The following is a 17,301-nucleotide window of genomic DNA, read 5'->3' on the forward strand; positions in this document are numbered from 1 at the left end:
AAAAATATGAACATTAAGTTGTTAATCGGTCTTATTTTATTTGCAGGCTCATTGAGTTCCTGTAAAAAATGGCTGGAGGTTCAGCCCGAATCAGAAATATCTGCCCCGATTCTTTTCAGTACCGAAAACGGTTTCATGGAAGCTTTAAATGGAGTATACATCAAGAGTACCAGTCATGACCTATATGGAAAGGAACTGACATTTGGAACTACTGAAGCGCTAGCCCAAAATTTTTCTATTGGCACTGATGGACAGGACTACAGACAAACTTCCCTGTACAACTATACAAATGGAAAATTCATTGAACGTAAAGACAAAATATGGAGTGGCCTGTATAGTGCTATCGTCAATTGCAATTTGATACTGAGTAATATCGATGCGCGTAAAAATGTATTTACCGGCTCAAATTATGAGTTAATCAAAGGTGAAACACTAGCGCTAAGGGCCTATTTACATTTTGACCTTTTGCGATTGTTCGCGCCTTCTTATCTCAAAAATCCAACAGCTCCGGGAATACCATTTGCAAAAAAATACACCAAAGAGGTTACTCCAATGTCGTCGGTGACCGAAGTAATGAATATGTTGATTCAGGATCTAGAAGAGGCTAAAACCTTAATGGTAAATGATCCGATTCGCAGCGCCGGATACAAGATTAACTATCCACTGGTTACAGATACTACCAAAAATACAGAGGAGAATTCTCCTTTCTTGTTTCTGCAGAACAGAAGGCATCACCTGAACTATTATGCAGTTTGCGGAACCCTGGCCCGGGTTTATCTTTATAAAAATGATAAAGTCAATGCATTAAAAAATGCCAAGGAAGTTATTGATTCAAAGAAATTCCCATGGACTTCACAAAGCGATTTTATCGCCTTTGATGAAGCGAAAAAAGACCGTATTCTTTATAAAGAGTTGTTATTTGGCTGGTATATCCCAAATTCTACAAAAGACATCAAAGAGAACTGGTTTAAAAGTGGTACCAGAGGCTTCTTCCTTTTAGAAGATGATGCAAGGTTAATTTATGAAGCAGGTACAGTTGGGGCAGAGGACCTACGCTTTAAACAATGGGTTACGCTAATGGCAGATGTAAACAGCAGGTGGTACGATATTGTAAAGTACAATAGAAATTCGCTCAGTACAGAGGCAAATGCCAACTTACATTACCAGATGGCACCTGCGATAAGGCTAAGTGAGATCTATTACATTGCTGCCGAATCTAGCTATGCAACAAACCCTACACAATCCCTGCAATATTTTAATGAAGTACGGGCTGCCAGAGGCTTCCAAAATCAGCTAACGGTACCTTCAGAAGATGGCCTTGTTAATGAACTATTAAAGGAAGCGCGTAAAGAATGGCTTGCTGAAGGACAGATGTTTTACATGTACAAGCGCCTTAATAAAGCTATTGCTGCGCCAACAGGAACTGCAATTCCTCCTTCAGATAAAATATTCGTATTGCCTCTCCCTAATGATGAAATTGTTTACGGAGGCAGATAATTTATAAGAACATAATTATGAGAACTATAAAATCATATATCATCATCATTCTGGCACTTTTGTCCATTGCTTCCTGCAAAAAAGCGGAAGAGATGGTATTTAGTAGTAATGCTAACGTATATTTCGATATATATAATGGCGATAAAGATAGCCTTGTCAGAACCTTTGCTTATACACCTACTAAAGCTCAGGACACCTTGTATTTACCTGTCCGACTTGCCGGAATTAGAACAACTGCTGACCGGAGGTACAACGTACGGGTAGAACTGGATTCATCCACAGCGATTCCAGAACAACACTACCAGCCACTAAAAAGCACCTACACCATGCCGGCTGATGAAGGTAAGGCCTACATCCCGGTCATTATGTACAATAAGGATAAGGCTCTTGAAGAAAAATCTGTTTCTATCATTATAAAACTTATTGCTTCTGATGACTTTGGCGTAAACAATCCTACAATGATCCGTGCCAAAATAGTGTTTTCTGCTAAGTTGGAAAAACCAGATTGGTGGGATATGTGGCTAACCAATTATTCGAGAACCAAGCACGAATTGTTTTTCATCACAACCGGTCAAACCTCCATGACCACTGGTTCACAAGGCGGTTTGGATGCACCTAAAAACCTATACTATACCGGGTTGCTCACCATCATGATGAACAACCCTTTTAACTGGGTTACCAAGAATGTGGCTAAAGGGTATGTATTGCAAGAAGTAACGGCTGGAAATACCGACAGTTATTACTTTTTCAATACTGCAAATCCTAGTAAAAAAACGCTGTTGAGGAAAAATACACAGACCGGAAAATATTACTTCATTGATGAAAATGGAAAAGAAGTTATTTAAAAATATAGAGATGAGCCTTAGAAAATTAATAGGATTAGTGGCATTGAGCATAATTACCCTATCTGCCTGTCATAAGGATTTAGGCGATTACGAGATCAATATGCCCGCTACACCGGATGTAGTAAATCTTGATACCGTTTATACTGCCATAGTTGGAGATAGCCTAATCATCAAACCCACTATAAAAAACACTAATGGAGATGACATAGAACTGCAATGGCGCATCAGTGTGATGACTGGTAATGATGTCAAATTTACCGGACCTGCACTTAAAATCATATTTGGTCTTGAAGCCCAAAGGTATGCGGCACGCCTTACTGTTCACAACAAAACAAACGGAATGAAATATTTCCATGATTTCTTTGTAGATGGCGGTACGGAATTCGGTTCGGGTACTGCTGTATTGAGCCTGGAAAACGGCACTACACAGTTCTCTTTTATCAAACCGGGGGGAGAAGTGCAGGCACGCCTTTACCAGGCTATGCAAGGAAAAGACCTCCCAAAAGAACCTATGAATCTTTTCCTGATGAAAAATACCACTGCAGGTGGTACACTCCTTGGCTATTGGATCATCACCAAAGGTGGTGGAATACGTTTAAATGCCAATACCATGCAGGAAGATCCAAAATATCCCAACACCATTGCTGATAACTTTTTTGCAGCCCCCGATAATTTAGTGGTTGGCCAACTCAAACAGCACCCTCAGGGAATATTAGCCGGTGTCATCAGCAATGCATTAACCTATGGAACAACCAATACCTGGGATCAATCACCTACTTATGGCATGTTCAGTGCGGCCGAAGGAGAGTATCAGCTCGCACCTTCATTTATCATGAATTTTAATCAAAACCAGGGAACCTATTTTATCGGATTCGAACGCAATTTAAAACAGTTTGTTCGGCTTAATGTATATAATGGACCTACCTATTTTGGGACGCAGTATGATTCCGAATCGACTGCGATATTTGATCCAAAAAATGTGGGCATGGACCTCATTCATATGGAGCAGCTTAACGGCAGCGACTGCTTTGCCTATTGCAAGGCTAGTGACGGAAAAGTCTATGAGCTATTTTTCAATGTGAAATTTACTGGCCCTTTCACCTTCACTCCATTAAAAAAACGTCTTTTTATTCGTCAGGAACTCATTACAGAGAAAACCAAATGGCAAGGAGCTAAGAACGGGATTATCTATCTCGCTTCAGGATCTAAAGTATATAGATACAATCCAATCAACGAAGATCTAAGAGAACTCTCAACTGATCTTGGTGGAACTGAAGTAACGATGATCAGACTTTCTGAAAATGAAGAAACCATTATGGTGGGAGTAGCAGGTAGCATTTACTATCTGGATATCTCTACTGGAAAACTGGGAACATTCATCAAAAAGATTGAAGGAATACCAGGCTCACCAGTAGATGTGGCAACACGATAAATATAACTTAAAAAACATATGAAACTAAAATTCTTAATTCTCGCAGCACTGGCCCCTATAGCAGTGGCCGCACAAACGCCTGATTTTACCATCGCAGGAAAAATAGGTAACTTAAATAAACCGGCAAAGATCTATCTGGATTATAGTGCAGAGGGTAACGGCCGTACCGATTCTGTGGAGTTGGTTGATGGTAACTTTAAATTTTCCGGAAATATTTCGGGTATTGCTTCTTCGAGGATAACACTTTCCCGTGAAGGCATTAAAGACAAAGAAATCTATGGTTCAAAGGGGGTAGGTGATGTTATCTATGTTTACTTTGGTAAGGAGAATATCAGTATTACATCTCAAGATTCATTGTACAATGCAAAATGGACAGGGTCAAAGGTTTACAATGAAATGAAAGCTTTTGATCAGCAGGTGGGGCCTACGGTAATGACCGTGCACCACAATGCCAATGCGACAATCAATAGGGCTACGCCTGAACAGCAAAAAGACACCATGTACTTTAAAGTATTGGACAAGCAGGTGCAAGCTTTTAGAAAATCACGGGGAGAAAAGATGCTCGAATTTGCCAAAGCCAACCCTAATTCATATTTCGCCCTACAGGCATTAGCAGAATCGGTAAGTGGTTATAATCTAAAGTCAGAGATCGCTATGCCAATCTTTAATAAGCTTAGCGAAGAACTTCGTCTGTCGTATGGAGGACAAGGACTTTACAAGCTTTTAAATGCACACACTGTTACTGCTATTGGTGCTATTGCTCCAAATTTTACGCTGAAAGATGTAAATGGAAAATCCGTTTCACTGTCAGATTATAAAGGGAAACTGGTTTTGGTAGAATTCTGGGCCAGCTGGTGTTCTCCGTGCCGCGCAGAAAGCCCAAACCTGCTTAAACAATATGCTGCTTTTAAAGATAAAGGTTTTGAAATCCTCGGTGTTTCAGTAGATAGTGATAAAGCTAAATGGTTGGATGCGATAAAGAAAGACGGGCTAACCTGGACCCAAGTATCTGATCTCAAAGGTTGGGATAATGATGCCCGAAAAGTATACGGCATTTCTGGTGTTCCTGCCAACTTCCTGATTAGTGCTGATGGAAAAATTATTGGCAATCACCTGATGGGTGAGGCGCTAAACAAAAAGCTGTCTGAATTACTGAATTAATCAAAATTTCTGTCAAGCATACTGCCCCGACAAATTGCTTTATTGCATTACCGGGGCAGTAATGCTCAAATGAGCGGAAAGCAACGGTGTCTTAAAAAATTGTAAATGACCTTTATTAAAAATACATTTAAAACAGCTCTATTTCTGCTGTTGCTGCTGATTTCTGCCCAATCTTTTAGTCAGAAATTTCATCCTGAAAAGTTAGAAAAAACACTAGCTATAGCTATAAAAAAAGCCTATGGTGCCAGTGTAAGGATATGGGGATTTGATACGCTGAAAAAGGTTCAGACAAGTGCTCAGTTTACTGGAGTAGTTGTTACTGCTGAGGGTCATATCCTAACAGCCGCCCATGTAAATCAGCCGGGTAATACCTATCTAATCAACTTCCCTGATGGTAAATCGTATATAGCAAGTGGACTTGGTGAAATTGAATTTACCGTAAACAAGATGTTTCCGGATGTTGCCATGATGAAAATCATCGAAAAAGGCGTTTGGCCTTATGCCGAAATGAGCTGGTCGTCTTCCTTAAAAATAGATGAACCTTGTTTAAGTATTGCCTACCCCGAGACATTAAATCAAACATTGCCAACCATTAGATTTGGCCGAATTACAGACCTGAAGAATCAGTATGGATTCATCCAATCGACCTGTATCATGGAACCGGGAGACTCAGGAGGCCCTTTATTCGATCATTTCGGACGGGTAATCGCGTTACACAGTGCGATTGGAATTGCTGAAGATGAAAATTATGAAATCCCGGTAGATCTTTACCGAAAGTACTGGACTGCCTTGAATATCCCTAAAACCTATGGGGTACTCCCTTCAACTGAGGATGCCATTGGTATTGACCCACATCAATCCACGATTCTCAGTATTCCAGCCCTCAAGAATCCGCAATCTGGCTTTACCTCATTACCTACTCAGTTAAGGGAAAGTTGTTTGTTTATTCGCAGTATGATCAAAGGCAAAGAGCAACAAGTCAATGGAACATTATTTTCCTTACCGGCAGGCGCTGCCGGTAAGGAAAAGGTCAATAGTCTTGTGATCAGTAAAAATTCCCTGGTTGGCGATCATCCTGTGTTATTTGCCCAAAATGAATCCATTGTCCTTAAAGTGATCTCGCGTGATCCTGAAAATGACCTTGTTCTATTGGAGCCATTATCCAAAGTTAAGGGAGGGATACCATTAAAACAGTTCAGAACAGATAGCTTATCCTTTGAGGAACTGGGTAAATTCCTGCTTTCTCCATTGCCAGATCAGCACAATCAGATCAGTATTATTGGAAGTATGTATTTTAAATCTCCAAAAAGATTTAGCATCGGATACCTCGGTGCTATGGCTACATTAAAAGACAACAATATTGTGATTACAGCAGTTCAAGCAGACTCACCGGCAGGAGTAAGCGGGATCGAGGTAGGCGATCAGGTAGTAAGTATAAATGGCATAGATATTAATAAACCCGAAGATTATGGGACTGAGCTTACAAAGTTGTGGCCTTACGATCAGCTTAACTTTAAAATAAGACGCTTAGCCAATTTCTATACTAAAAATCTGACTTTGGATGTATTTAAACCGCCTTTGACTAATCATCCTGCTGAGCTGTTTCCAGGTGGTAAAAGCATAAGACGTGATGGATTTACACAAGTATTTTGCCATGATGCCAAAATTAAACCTGAAGAATGCGGCGGGCCGGTTTTTGACATTAAGAATCGTTTCTGTGGCATTAATATCGCACGTTCCAGCAGAACAACGACCCTCGTTATTCCAACGTTTGTGATACTGCGACTGATTGAAAAACATTACACTTATTAACCAATTACACACATAAAAGATGAAACATCTATTCGTATTTACCTTTGCGCTTTTGTTAAGCCTTTCGGCCAGCAGCCAAATCCTTAATCCTGTGAAATGGAGTTACGCAGCAAAAAGAACCTCTAAAACAGAAGCTATCTTATACCTTAAAGCCACCATAGGGGATGGCTGGCACATTTATTCACAAAGTATAGCAGAAGGAGGACCTTTAAAAACAAGTTTCAGTTTTAATCAGGCTAAAGATTATAAATTGATCGGAAAAACTTTAGAGCCAAAGGCGATAACCAAATTTGAAAAATCATTTGAAATGAATGTCAGCTATTTCGAGAAAGCTGTTGTTTTCCAGCAGAAGGTAAAGCTAACAGGAGCAAAGGTCCGGATAAAAGGTATCCTTGAGTTTATGGTTTGCAATGAGCAGCAATGTTTGCCGCCTGAAACCGTTGAATTCTCTATTCCTGTGAGTTAGTTAATAATTAAACAAAGGCCGGCGGATACCGGCCTAGTTTTGATACAAAAAGCATAAAAAGATTTAGCAAGGGATAAAAAGCCTGGGCTACCCTGAGATTGATCTTGTATAGCTTTTGGGCTTTGGTTTTTGAGCCTCCACAGGCACGAAGGAATCGGTTCAAACGGGCTTGGGAAACGTAATATTCGAGCTTTGAGTAATTCAATTTTATTTTATTTTTTTTATTAATAGTTATATTTGTAGTGTTATGCTTAGTAAAGCCTCTTTCCAAAAGGAAACGTAACTAAGTCAAAGTTTTAGCCTCGGCCGCGTCCGGGGCTTATTTATTTTCTCTGTTTTTAGCCCGTAAAAAACGTCAGAGATAAATATAATCACTTTTGCAGCTTACAAACAAGTCTATCTCATCGTCTCAACTGCTTTTTTAGTGTATGGATACTAGGTGAAGCTCTGTAAATCACATCAAAATAAAAATAATTAATTTTTGTATCCCCCCTGGGAAGTTTTCAGCTGTCTACATCATTATGAGCAGAGAATAAAACCTGCGATAAGGACATGCAACAGAAAGACGCGCTTGCTTTGTTAAAGAAATACCAGGAAGGTTTAGCTACGGAAGAAGAAATAGCTATGCTGGACATGTGGTATTTGAATTGGAAGAAGGATGAGGCTTTTGAACTGACAGAAGAGGATTACCAGACTGCTGAAGCTGCGATGCTAGGCAGGTTACCCGTCGCAGAGCCTGTACTTAATTATTTCAGATTAATTTCACCTGATCAGTATTAAAACATTTCATTCTTTGGTATTCCTTGATCCATTTTTCGTTATCATTGACTACACAACAGGCATAACGCCAGTTTAATAGGTGCATTCATCAATAGGTGGGTAATACTCATTTTTATAAATCTAGTTAGGCTTAAAGAAACGGGAAGACTGGGAGTTCCCTTACCAAATCGATATTATGAGTTGCTAATTCAGGAATTTTTCTTTGTATTCCATTGGGGTAAGCCCTACTTCTTTTTTGAACAGGCGGGTAAAATAAGGAGGATTTTCGAATCCCAATTGATAGGCCGTTTCAGCAATGGTGCTGTCACTGCTCATGAGTAAATTTTTGGCTTCCTCAATCAGAAAGATATGGATGTGATCTAAAGCAGTTTTACCTGTTTCCTGTTTGAGTAAGTCACTCAAATACCTTGCAGAAGTGTTCAATTGATCGGCCATATATTTTACGCTAGGCAAACCCTCATTTTTGAGTTGTCCACTTTCAAAATAAGTATTCAGTATGGCCAAAAATTTGGAAGTGATTGTTCCTGACAATACATCACGGTTTAAAAATTGTCGCTTATAAAACCTTTGCGCATATTTTAAGATAGAGTCAATGTGGGTCATCATGATGTCTTTGGAGTATTCATCCTGATTGTTGTTGTACTCGGTCTGAATCTTATGGTACAAATCCCATATGATTTCTTCCTCTTTGGGCGACAAATGCAAAGCTTCATTTACTTCGTAGTCGAAGTAACCATATTTCTTGATCTCAGAATGAAGTGCATGGTTCAGCAAGAAATCCTCATGTATGTAAATGATAAATCCCTCTTCTTCCAATTCGATGTTTTCAAGCTTGATCAGCTGTCTGGGCTTGATAAAGGACATGGAACCATTGTCATGGTCGTACTTTGTTTTACCGTATAAAAACGTGCCTGACTTCATTTTTTTTAAAGCGATCATATAGAAGTCGCTGCTAAACTCTGTATAGGCAAGTGTACAACTATTTAGCTGAGAACAGGTAATCAGGCTAAGCAAGGGATTTTCCGGTTGCGGAAAGCCATTTAATTTGTACAGTTCACTGATGGTTTTAAAATGTTTCATACTGCTTGTTTTACAAAATAAGAAAAACCTATGTGATTAACACATAGATTCTTCTCAATAGGTTTAGTTTAATATGTGTTATCCGTGGGCAGCCACCGATACGTCGTTCCATTGTCCCCATTGCGCTAACCGATCCGAATAAACCTGATTTACCCATGGTAGTGCCGTTTTACCAAGGAAAATACGAAGTGGGGGATTTTCAGCATCTACTACTTTCAGGATTGCTTCTGCTGTGGCATCCGGATTACCAAACGGCATGTTTTGCAGTTGCTCATACACAACAGCACGCAGTTCATCATAGGCGGGAATAGTTGTACTATGTACTGCAGATGGGCCTGCCCAATCAGTGCTATAACCTATCGGCTCCACCAGGGTGGTATGTATTCCGAAACCTTTAATTTCTGCCGCCATCGACTCACTAATGGCTTCAACAGCCCATTTGGAGGCATTGTAAAGACCTAAATTAGGTATTGCAGCTATACCCAATACACTTGACACCTGAATGATGTGTCCGTTTCCCTGCGTTCTCATTAAAGGAATCGCTGCCTGACTAACCCACAGTGTACCAAAAACATTGGCTTCAAATTGATCACGGGCTTCCTGTTCACTTGCTTCTTCAATGGTGCCAAATAGCCCATATCCTGCATTATTGATCACTACATCTAATTGTCCAAAATGCTGATGCGCTTTATTGATGACCTCAAAGCTCTGTGTTCTGTTGGTTACATCAAGCTGGAGTGGAAGTATTGAACTGCCATATGAGTTCACCAAATCATTTAAGGATTCGATATTTCTTGCTGTTGCAATGACGTTATCACCACGTTTCAAAAATGCTTCTGCCCATATTCTTCCAAAACCTCGGGAAGCTCCTGTTATTAAAATTGTCTTTTTCATTTTTCTTTCTATTTAATGATGTCCAAAATTAGGGTGAATGGACTGTTCGGTACTTATACAGAAGTAGGAATGTATGATACATTTTAACGGGCTGACAATTGAGAACATGCTGTGGTGTCCTGAAAGTTAAGATTGTTGTTGCTGTTGCTGGATTGTTAACACAATAAATTCAGCGGGACGAACAATAGCCAAGATTACAGTAATGCGCATAATTGCGGCTATTATATCATTAGGGGTCATGGTGCTCCCCAATCCAATCTGAACATTGTAAGCTTGTTCTGGAGCTTCACCTGCCAGGGCACCTTGTTTCCATAAGTTACAAAGGAAGTTGTTGACCATGCTACTGATCGTTACCCATGTGTTTCCATCGTTGGCTTCAAAAACATATGATTTGATCGCTAATTTTAAAGATTGTTCAATCATAATCATAGGAGTTCCTGGGGTATAAATACCTTGTATTTCCGCAACAGCATAATATCAAATTCACGAATCGAGAATTATCGTGAAGCTTTAAAGTAGGAAAGCAAAAAAGGTATGCGGCCTCAGGATATCGTGATCCTTTTGAAGATTATTTCTTTAAGAAACGACAACCGGCTAAGCAAAGCTATGTCTTCAGGTCTTTACAGATAAAAAACAATCAGATTTAAAATTTTAGTTATCTTGTAACAGCTCAGCCAGCATGTTCACATGGAATGCTAGCGATTTAGACCAATTGCGAAATCAATAAGCCAGTAGTTTATATTTTCAGTAGTTAAGTTTAATATTATACAATATGATCACAAAAATTATAGTATCTGTTTTAGCTGTTTCAAATTTGTTGTTTTTAAACATTCCAAACCCTCATTCCAGTAAGGCGGAAACAAAATTCAGAACAGATACACTTACGCAATTCGGATTTAGTGCGGCCCGGGCGAAAGAATGTTCGGCAGCTAGTTGCAGAGAAAATTTTGTAGCGCAAGCTCAAAAATTAAGATCTTGTTTGATCGTTTACAAATCTGGGGCTCGTTGGATAGCTACAAACAATAATGAGGCGCTTGCAACCATCCTTAAAGTATATCCCTTAAAGAAGATTGCAATCTGCAAAGGAAATATCAAGGTTAATGGGGAGCGCATAGCTCAACGAAATCTTGTGATACTGCAAGATCGTGACTAGGACGATGTCTAGTACCAAGTTTCCATATTATAGCTACAGATTAGACAGATGACTGATCAAAGTGTTTTTATATCGATAGTTAAATGAAGAGGACATACTGCAAGCATGAAGAAGTTGATCCACTTGCAGTAAGGCCCTAACTCAGTATTTAATTCCAAAAGAGCTGCCTTAATGCCGAACGGTAGTTATCTATTGCATTTTGATGTATGGCTTTTGTTTTATTTTTTTATAAACTCAAATATTGAACTGAAAAATTCCTGAGGTTGTCTTTGCCATTGCCAATAAGTATAAGGCCAATCCCAATCAGCACCATTCAGCTTACCCTTTGTTATCATGTCGTGCCCGCAATCTTTTATGGTAACAGTTTTATAGTCCACGCCTGCATTTTTAAGATAAGTTTCCATTTTGTTTTTATTTTCGGCTGGTGGCACTAATACATCATTCTCCCCAAAAATACTTAATACAGGACATTTTATTTTATTTAAAGCCTCTTTAGGGTCATACCTGTTTTTTCTCCACCATAATACATCATCTCCAGTTTTCGATTGAGGTATATCAAGATAATCTATCCATTTTTTATCTTTAATTTTCGAAGCATATGTTTTAAGTGCTTCCCAATCTTTCGTATTATTAGTCTGAATATATTTGAAAAAAAGTCCCGAATAATGAAGTGCAGAATCAATGGATTTTTTTGAATACCCTTCATCAATCAACGTATATTGAACACGATTAATATCTTGCTCATAAAGAGACACTGCAGGCCCTACTATTAAAATTGCGAAGCCACAGTTCGAGACTTTATTCGCTGCAAGTGGTGTAATCCATCCTCCCTGGCTTGCGCCTAGAAAGCCTATTTTGGTGTAATTCAAATCTTTTCTTTCTTTTATATAATTAAAAGCAGAAACAGCATCATCTGCCAAAACGTTAAAATCTGCTGATGAAAAATTACCTGTTGATTTACCCGTTCCACGTTTATCATAAAGCAAAACTCCAATCCCCTTGCTTGCCAGACTATAAGCTAAAGAATGATACCAAGGCGTGTCCCTGTCTTCCCATCCGGATCGATGTACTAAAATCACATAAGGAATAGACTTTTCTATATTTTTGGGTTTAAACAAAACTCCTGCAAGCGAAACATCTGCATTAGTAAATTTAATTTCTTCTTCTGAAAAGCTCTTTTCTTTCGCTAATGCCTTTTTCAGATGAATCCGCATTTTAGGATTTATATCCTTGCTTAAACCCGTTATATCTCCTGTTTTGGGGTCTAAGAAACAATAGAAATCTCCGTAGAATATCTTTACATTCAAAGTGTCTTTGCGCTGAGATATTTTTTCTGTCACCACGTCCATATAACCAATTTCAGGGATATCGTAAGTTGTTTTATCTATATGAAAATCAAATGAAATTAATTGAACAGACCCATCCCGTGTCAAAGCACCTTCATAATGTCCTTGTGGTGTTTGACTGTGTGCGATTTGTGCTATTGTAAGCAAAAGAGCTGTGTAGAAGGATTTCATAATTTTAAAGTTTAGGTGTTTGTATCTGTTATTGGCCTATATTTTTTGGGCCTCTGTATTAAGATATATTTTATGACAAGACCATTCATTGTGCCAACCTAAAAAAGAGCTTTAGCAGCACAATCAAACTACTTATTGGTATTGCGAAAAACATAACTGTTCATAAGCGAACAGTTATGTGCGAAACTGAACAGGAAAAAGTGATGATACAGAAATCCCTGACATTCTTGCTAATTCTGCATGGCTATTTTTTTTGAGGCATTGCCTCAATAATCAGGTGTTGAGTTTTGAACAATTTTTCACCCAATTCACTATTGGGGATTATTCCAGATGAGGGCCACCTCTTTAGCAGAACATGGTTCTTCGTCAGTTTTGGTGAAATATACAATTTACACGCCCGAGCTGATATGACCTCGCACCTTATCTCTATGCTTTTTTAAAAATTCAATACAATGCATGAGAATTTCATCAGAAATTCTGTCCTAATTTGGTTATTTCCTTAAGTAAGATCAAGCATCTTCATTAGAACATTTAGAAGGAATTTTATCTTTTTTGAAAGAGATTTAATTAAAAAGGCAATATGTTTTTAATAAAAATGAGGAAATCTTTTATGCCTTTCGCGGTTCCCTGGATACAGATGTGGAGTCCTTTTAAGATTACAAGATTGACCTTAGAAGTCCACCATCTACACGAATTGCTGCTCCATTTGTACCAGAGGCCAATGGACTTGCATAGTAGCTAACTGTACTGGCAATTTCTTCAACTGAAAGAAATCTTTGCAGTAAAGAGCTTGGACGCATATTCTTAAAAAAATCAACTTCTACTTCAGCAACGGAGATGTTTCCTGCTTTTGCTAAATCTTCAATAAAAGTCCCAACCCCCTGGGATTTAGTCGGGCCTGGGAGGACACTATTTACGGTTACACCCGTGTTTTTACTTAATTCTGCAAGACCCCGACTAATGGCTAGCTGTGCTGTTTTTGTCATACCGTAATGGATCATCTCATCCGGAATGAAAACTGCTGATTCGCTGGAGATAAATATAATTCGGCCCCAGTCTTTCTTTAGCATTTTTGGAAATATACGTCGGGAAAGTCTGATCCCACTCATGACGTTTACTTCAAAAAACCTGAACCAGTCTTCATCGGGTATTTCCTCGAAAGGTTTGGGCTCAAAAATACCGGCGTTGTTAATCAGGATGTCAATATCAGGAAGACTATTGATTAAGGTGTTGACTTCTTCAGCATTCCCAAAGTCGGCAGCCAGCCCTGAAACATCTGCGTCTTTGACCAGATTCTTCAGTTTCTCCACGGCTGAGGCAATACCTTGTTTCGTACGACCGTTAATAATCACTTTTACGCCTTCCTTTAATAAACTGTAGGCAATAGCAAAGCCTATCCCTGCTGTGGAACCACTGATAAAGGCAGTTTTCCCTTGTAGTTTTAAATCCATAATCTAAATTCCAGTAATGATGATTGAAACATTTGTGTAAAACAGGAGGGAGTATCCCTATTTATCTTTCTTTTCTGGCAGGCATTCCCGGGTTACAGCTACGCGTTTTAACAACTCTTGCGCAGATGACTCCACTGCTTCCTGCATGTATAATTCAGTGCCGTTTATTACCACCAGGTAATTACTTTTATCGGGAAGAACTGTTATTTTTAGTGGCCTTGATTTGGCATGGCTCCCTAGTCCGGTACCTTGTATAGATACAGTATGTTCTCCTGCCGGTACATTATGTAAAGAATATCGGTTGTTTTTTAAATGGCAAACAAGTTCATCATCTATATAAACCTTATAAGCAAGCAACGATCCAACTTTATTTGTAGAACGAAGAAAATAAACCTGACCGGTTTCCTCAGGCTTAAATGAACTAAATATGCAGCTAACAGCAATTAACAGGAGGCTAAAAATCTTGATTTTCATGGGTTATGATCTAAATGAATTCAGCAATAAATTTATTGTTTTTACAGTTGAAAATTGTAATTAATTTTAACTTTGAAAAAAAACTGAAACCATTTGCGCGCTACTAAATTTAAACTTTTTGGACGATCTGATTTGTCAGTAATTAGAAAATATATCGCATCCTTAATATTATTGTCAGCGGTACTTTTTGTCTTATCCTGCTCAGTACCCAAACAAAGACAATCAATAGCGCAGCATTTTATTTCAGTTAATGTGGATTTGATAAATGTTCCCAATGATAAGGTGCGTGTAGAAATCAAACCTCCAAAGATCAACAGTGATACAATCGTTTATCATTTTGCCAGCATTATTCCAGGCACCTATGCAGTAGCGGACTATGGTCGTTTTATTGAAGATATCCGTGCATATACGCATCAGGGTAAAGCGCTTCCTGTACAACTTCGAGACTCCAATACCGTGGTAATTGCCAATGCAAAAGAACTCGGGCGTTTGTCCTATTTGGTAAATGACACTTTTGACGCTGAGTCTGGGGCCGATGTTTTCGGATCAAAGGAAAAGGTCATATTTTCACCTTCCGGAACAAATATTTTAGAAGGGAAACAATTCTGGATCAATTGGTGTGGCTTTGTAGGGTATTTTAACGGCTTGCAGGAGCTGCCATACCGCATCGCTATACAACATCCGATTGATCTTTTTGCTGCTACGGCTGCATCTGACAATGACACTTCAGCTACAAGTGATCGCTTTTCATTTAAACGTTTCGCCGAGGCGGTGGACAACCCGGTGATGTACTCCAAGCCGGATACTGCTATGTTTCGGGTTAATGACATGGATGTTTTGCTGAGCGTTTATGCTCCGCATGGAAATGTTAGTGCCATGCAGCTTAAACCGGACCTTCAGAAAATGATCATCGCTCAGAAAACGTTCTTGGGTAAACTTAATACCACAAAAAAATATGCGGTATTGGCTTACCTGACCACTTCTGCTGATGGTGATGCAAAAGGTATTGGTGCTTTGGAACATAACAATTCGACAACAGCTGTATTCCGGGAGTCGATGACCAGTCAGGATCTGATTAATGTGATCAGTCATGAATTCTTTCATACGGTGACACCACTAAAGGTACATTCAGAAGAAATCAGGTACTTTGATTTTGAACATCCGAAAATGAGCCGTCACCTTTGGTTTTATGAAGGCGTAACTGAATACTTTGCCAATCTGTTCCAGGTAAATCAGGGGCTGATTTCTGAAAATAAATTTTATGACCTGATGACGGCTAAGATTAAAGCTTCATTGGACTACAATGACGCTTTGTCCTTTACCACAATGAGTAAGAATGTTTTACAGGATAGCATGAAGCGGGAATATCCTAATGTCTACCAAAAGGGGGCATTGATTGCGATGTGTATGGACATCCTGCTAAGAGAACACAGTGCCGGTAAAAAAGGAATCCTATCTCTTATGGGAGAGCTGGTGGCTAAGTATGGAGCTGATCAGCCATTCAAGGACGAAGAATTTATACAGACCATTTCAGAGATGACCTTTCCCGCTGTTGCCGCGTTTCTAAAACTGCATGTAGTGGGAGGAGAACCGATTGATTATGCTACTTATCTGAAGCGCATGGGTCTTTCGCAAAGCACTGTGCCTGTTGCTGAACCCATTGTATTTGTATCCAATGATCAATTGTATATCAATATTGATGAGGATAAAAAACAGGTGGTCGTGGCTCAACCAGACGATCAGAATAAGTTCTTCACCAATCTTGGTTTGAAAGATAAGGACGTATTACTCCGTATGAATGGATTGCAATTTAATGCAGAGGACGGATCTTCTGCGCTTATGCTGGGTTATGGGCTAAAGGAGGGCGCTCCTGTAAGCATAGAGGTGTTGCGTGACGGAAAAAAAATAATACGCAATGGTACCGTAAAACTAAACTACACTGAAGAGCCGGGTTTCCGGTTTTCAGACCAATCAAAACTTCAACTGAAACATTCCTGGCTAAAAAACTAAAATTCCTACTATATGAAAAAACTATTACTGTTCGCCCTTTTAAACCTGTCGGTTCTTTTGTCTTTCGCGCAAAAATCTTTAGTTCTTGATGCATTTGCCAAACATGGTATTGATCCTGCTTTATTAGAAGCCGAGATCAAGCAGCGACCTGAAAATTATGCATTTGATTACAAATACACTTCGATAGCCAACAACAAGGAGACTGTAACACTGGCGACTTTTGACCCCTCCAAACCTGAAGCGGACCGTTGGACCGTGATTTCGGTGAAAGGGAAAACTCCGAGTTCATCCGAAATAAAAACCTTTCGTAAAAACCACAGTAAGCCTCAACCTGTGGCGGGCAAGGTAGATGATAGCACCTATAAGATCGAGAAGGAGAGTACAGACTTATTGTTGATCAGCTACAAACAGGATCCTTCGTCAATTCCCTCCGAAGCCTCATTTATGAAAGATTGTCGCCTGTACATGACTATAAACTTGAATACGAAAAGACTGGAAAAGCTACAATCCTTAAATGAAAAAACACTAAAAATTAAAATTTTTAATGCTGAAAAGCTTGACCTTGTGGTTAAATATATTTACAACGAGCAGGAAAAGCGCTACTTCACTGAAAACGAGGACCTGAATCTGATCGTGAAATTTTTGGGGCAGCTGGCACCAATGGAGACGATTTCTGAATATTCGAATTACAAGAAGATCTAACAATTAATATGACTGTCAGGTCAACAT

Annotated in this window: 16 protein-coding genes; 10 read left to right on the forward strand and 6 right to left on the reverse strand. The window is 39.2% G+C overall.

Annotated features, from left to right (window positions below):
- The first annotated feature begins 6 nt into the window (after nucleotides 1-6).
- From HQN83_RS01920 to HQN83_RS01950, 7 genes are all read left to right on the forward strand, one after another.
- Nucleotides 7-1,497, forward strand: coding sequence for a RagB/SusD family nutrient uptake outer membrane protein (locus tag HQN83_RS01920; RefSeq protein ID WP_173088042.1), 1,491 nt, complete (start codon nucleotides 7-9; stop codon nucleotides 1,495-1,497).
- Between the two features lie 17 nt (nucleotides 1,498-1,514).
- Nucleotides 1,515-2,342 carry a DUF4843 domain-containing protein gene (locus tag HQN83_RS01925; protein ID WP_173088044.1) on the forward strand — a complete coding sequence of 276 codons (828 nt, stop codon included), beginning with the start codon at nucleotides 1,515-1,517 and terminating at the stop codon, nucleotides 2,340-2,342.
- A gap of 10 nt (nucleotides 2,343-2,352) precedes the next feature.
- Entirely contained in the window at nucleotides 2,353-3,774 is a 1,422-nt protein-coding gene (locus HQN83_RS01930) for a PKD-like family lipoprotein (RefSeq protein WP_173088046.1), read from the forward strand.
- Nucleotides 3,775-3,792: 18 nt separating this feature from the next.
- Nucleotides 3,793-4,935, forward strand: a complete 1,143-nt coding sequence (locus HQN83_RS01935; RefSeq protein ID WP_173088048.1) for a TlpA disulfide reductase family protein — start codon at nucleotides 3,793-3,795, stop codon at nucleotides 4,933-4,935.
- A gap of 105 nt (nucleotides 4,936-5,040) precedes the next feature.
- Entirely contained in the window at nucleotides 5,041-6,747 is a 1,707-nt protein-coding gene (locus HQN83_RS01940) for a trypsin-like peptidase domain-containing protein (protein WP_173088050.1), read from the forward strand.
- Between the two features lie 19 nt (nucleotides 6,748-6,766).
- Nucleotides 6,767-7,213 (forward strand): protein-disulfide reductase DsbD N-terminal domain-containing protein, encoded by a 447-nt coding sequence (locus HQN83_RS01945; RefSeq protein WP_173088052.1) that lies wholly within the window; start codon nucleotides 6,767-6,769, stop codon nucleotides 7,211-7,213.
- Between the two features lie 552 nt (nucleotides 7,214-7,765).
- Nucleotides 7,766-7,993 carry a hypothetical protein gene (locus HQN83_RS01950; protein ID WP_173088054.1) on the forward strand — a complete coding sequence of 76 codons (228 nt, stop codon included), beginning with the start codon at nucleotides 7,766-7,768 and terminating at the stop codon, nucleotides 7,991-7,993.
- 183 nt (nucleotides 7,994-8,176) lie between these two features.
- Here HQN83_RS01950 and HQN83_RS01955 read toward each other — a convergent pair whose 3' ends face one another.
- From HQN83_RS01955 to HQN83_RS01965, 3 genes are all read right to left on the reverse strand, one after another.
- A complete protein-coding gene (locus HQN83_RS01955; protein WP_173088056.1) occupies nucleotides 8,177-9,073 on the reverse strand; it encodes a helix-turn-helix domain-containing protein in 897 nt (298 codons plus the stop codon).
- 78 nt (nucleotides 9,074-9,151) lie between these two features.
- A complete protein-coding gene (locus HQN83_RS01960) occupies nucleotides 9,152-9,967 on the reverse strand; it encodes an SDR family NAD(P)-dependent oxidoreductase (RefSeq protein ID WP_173088058.1) in 816 nt (271 codons plus the stop codon).
- A gap of 126 nt (nucleotides 9,968-10,093) precedes the next feature.
- Nucleotides 10,094-10,390 carry a phage tail sheath C-terminal domain-containing protein gene (locus HQN83_RS01965; RefSeq protein WP_217277291.1) on the reverse strand — a complete coding sequence of 99 codons (297 nt, stop codon included), beginning with the start codon at nucleotides 10,388-10,390 and terminating at the stop codon, nucleotides 10,094-10,096.
- A 349-nt stretch (nucleotides 10,391-10,739) separates the two neighbouring features.
- Here HQN83_RS01965 and HQN83_RS01970 point away from each other — a divergent pair, with 349 nt between their 5' ends.
- Nucleotides 10,740-11,120: a hypothetical protein gene (locus HQN83_RS01970; protein WP_173088061.1), complete on the forward strand. Its 381-nt coding sequence runs from the start codon at nucleotides 10,740-10,742 to the stop codon at nucleotides 11,118-11,120.
- Between the two features lie 218 nt (nucleotides 11,121-11,338).
- On the opposite strand, the gene HQN83_RS01975 is transcribed toward HQN83_RS01970, so the two are convergent.
- From HQN83_RS01975 to HQN83_RS01985, 3 genes are all read right to left on the reverse strand, one after another.
- A complete protein-coding gene (locus HQN83_RS01975; RefSeq protein ID WP_173088063.1) occupies nucleotides 11,339-12,613 on the reverse strand; it encodes an alpha/beta hydrolase family protein in 1,275 nt (424 codons plus the stop codon).
- Nucleotides 12,614-13,293: 680 nt separating this feature from the next.
- Complete coding sequence (locus HQN83_RS01980) at nucleotides 13,294-14,088, reverse strand: SDR family NAD(P)-dependent oxidoreductase (protein WP_173088065.1); 795 nt, start codon at nucleotides 14,086-14,088, stop codon at nucleotides 13,294-13,296.
- A gap of 57 nt (nucleotides 14,089-14,145) precedes the next feature.
- A complete protein-coding gene (locus tag HQN83_RS01985; protein ID WP_173088067.1) occupies nucleotides 14,146-14,562 on the reverse strand; it encodes a DUF2846 domain-containing protein in 417 nt (138 codons plus the stop codon).
- A gap of 252 nt (nucleotides 14,563-14,814) precedes the next feature.
- Between HQN83_RS01985 and HQN83_RS01990 the strand changes: the two genes are divergently transcribed.
- Both HQN83_RS01990 and HQN83_RS01995 read left to right on the forward strand, forming a co-directional pair.
- Nucleotides 14,815-16,572, forward strand: coding sequence for a M61 family metallopeptidase (locus HQN83_RS01990; RefSeq protein WP_173088069.1), 1,758 nt, complete (start codon nucleotides 14,815-14,817; stop codon nucleotides 16,570-16,572).
- Nucleotides 16,573-16,584: 12 nt separating this feature from the next.
- On the forward strand, nucleotides 16,585-17,274 hold the full coding sequence (locus tag HQN83_RS01995; RefSeq protein ID WP_173088071.1) for a hypothetical protein: 690 nt from the start codon (nucleotides 16,585-16,587) through the stop codon (nucleotides 17,272-17,274).
- Nucleotides 17,275-17,301: the final 27 nt, after the last annotated feature.

It is taken from the genome of Pedobacter foliorum, from assembly GCF_013266735.1.
In the GTDB taxonomy this organism is placed as follows: Bacteria; Bacteroidota; Bacteroidia; order Sphingobacteriales; family Sphingobacteriaceae; genus Pedobacter; species Pedobacter foliorum.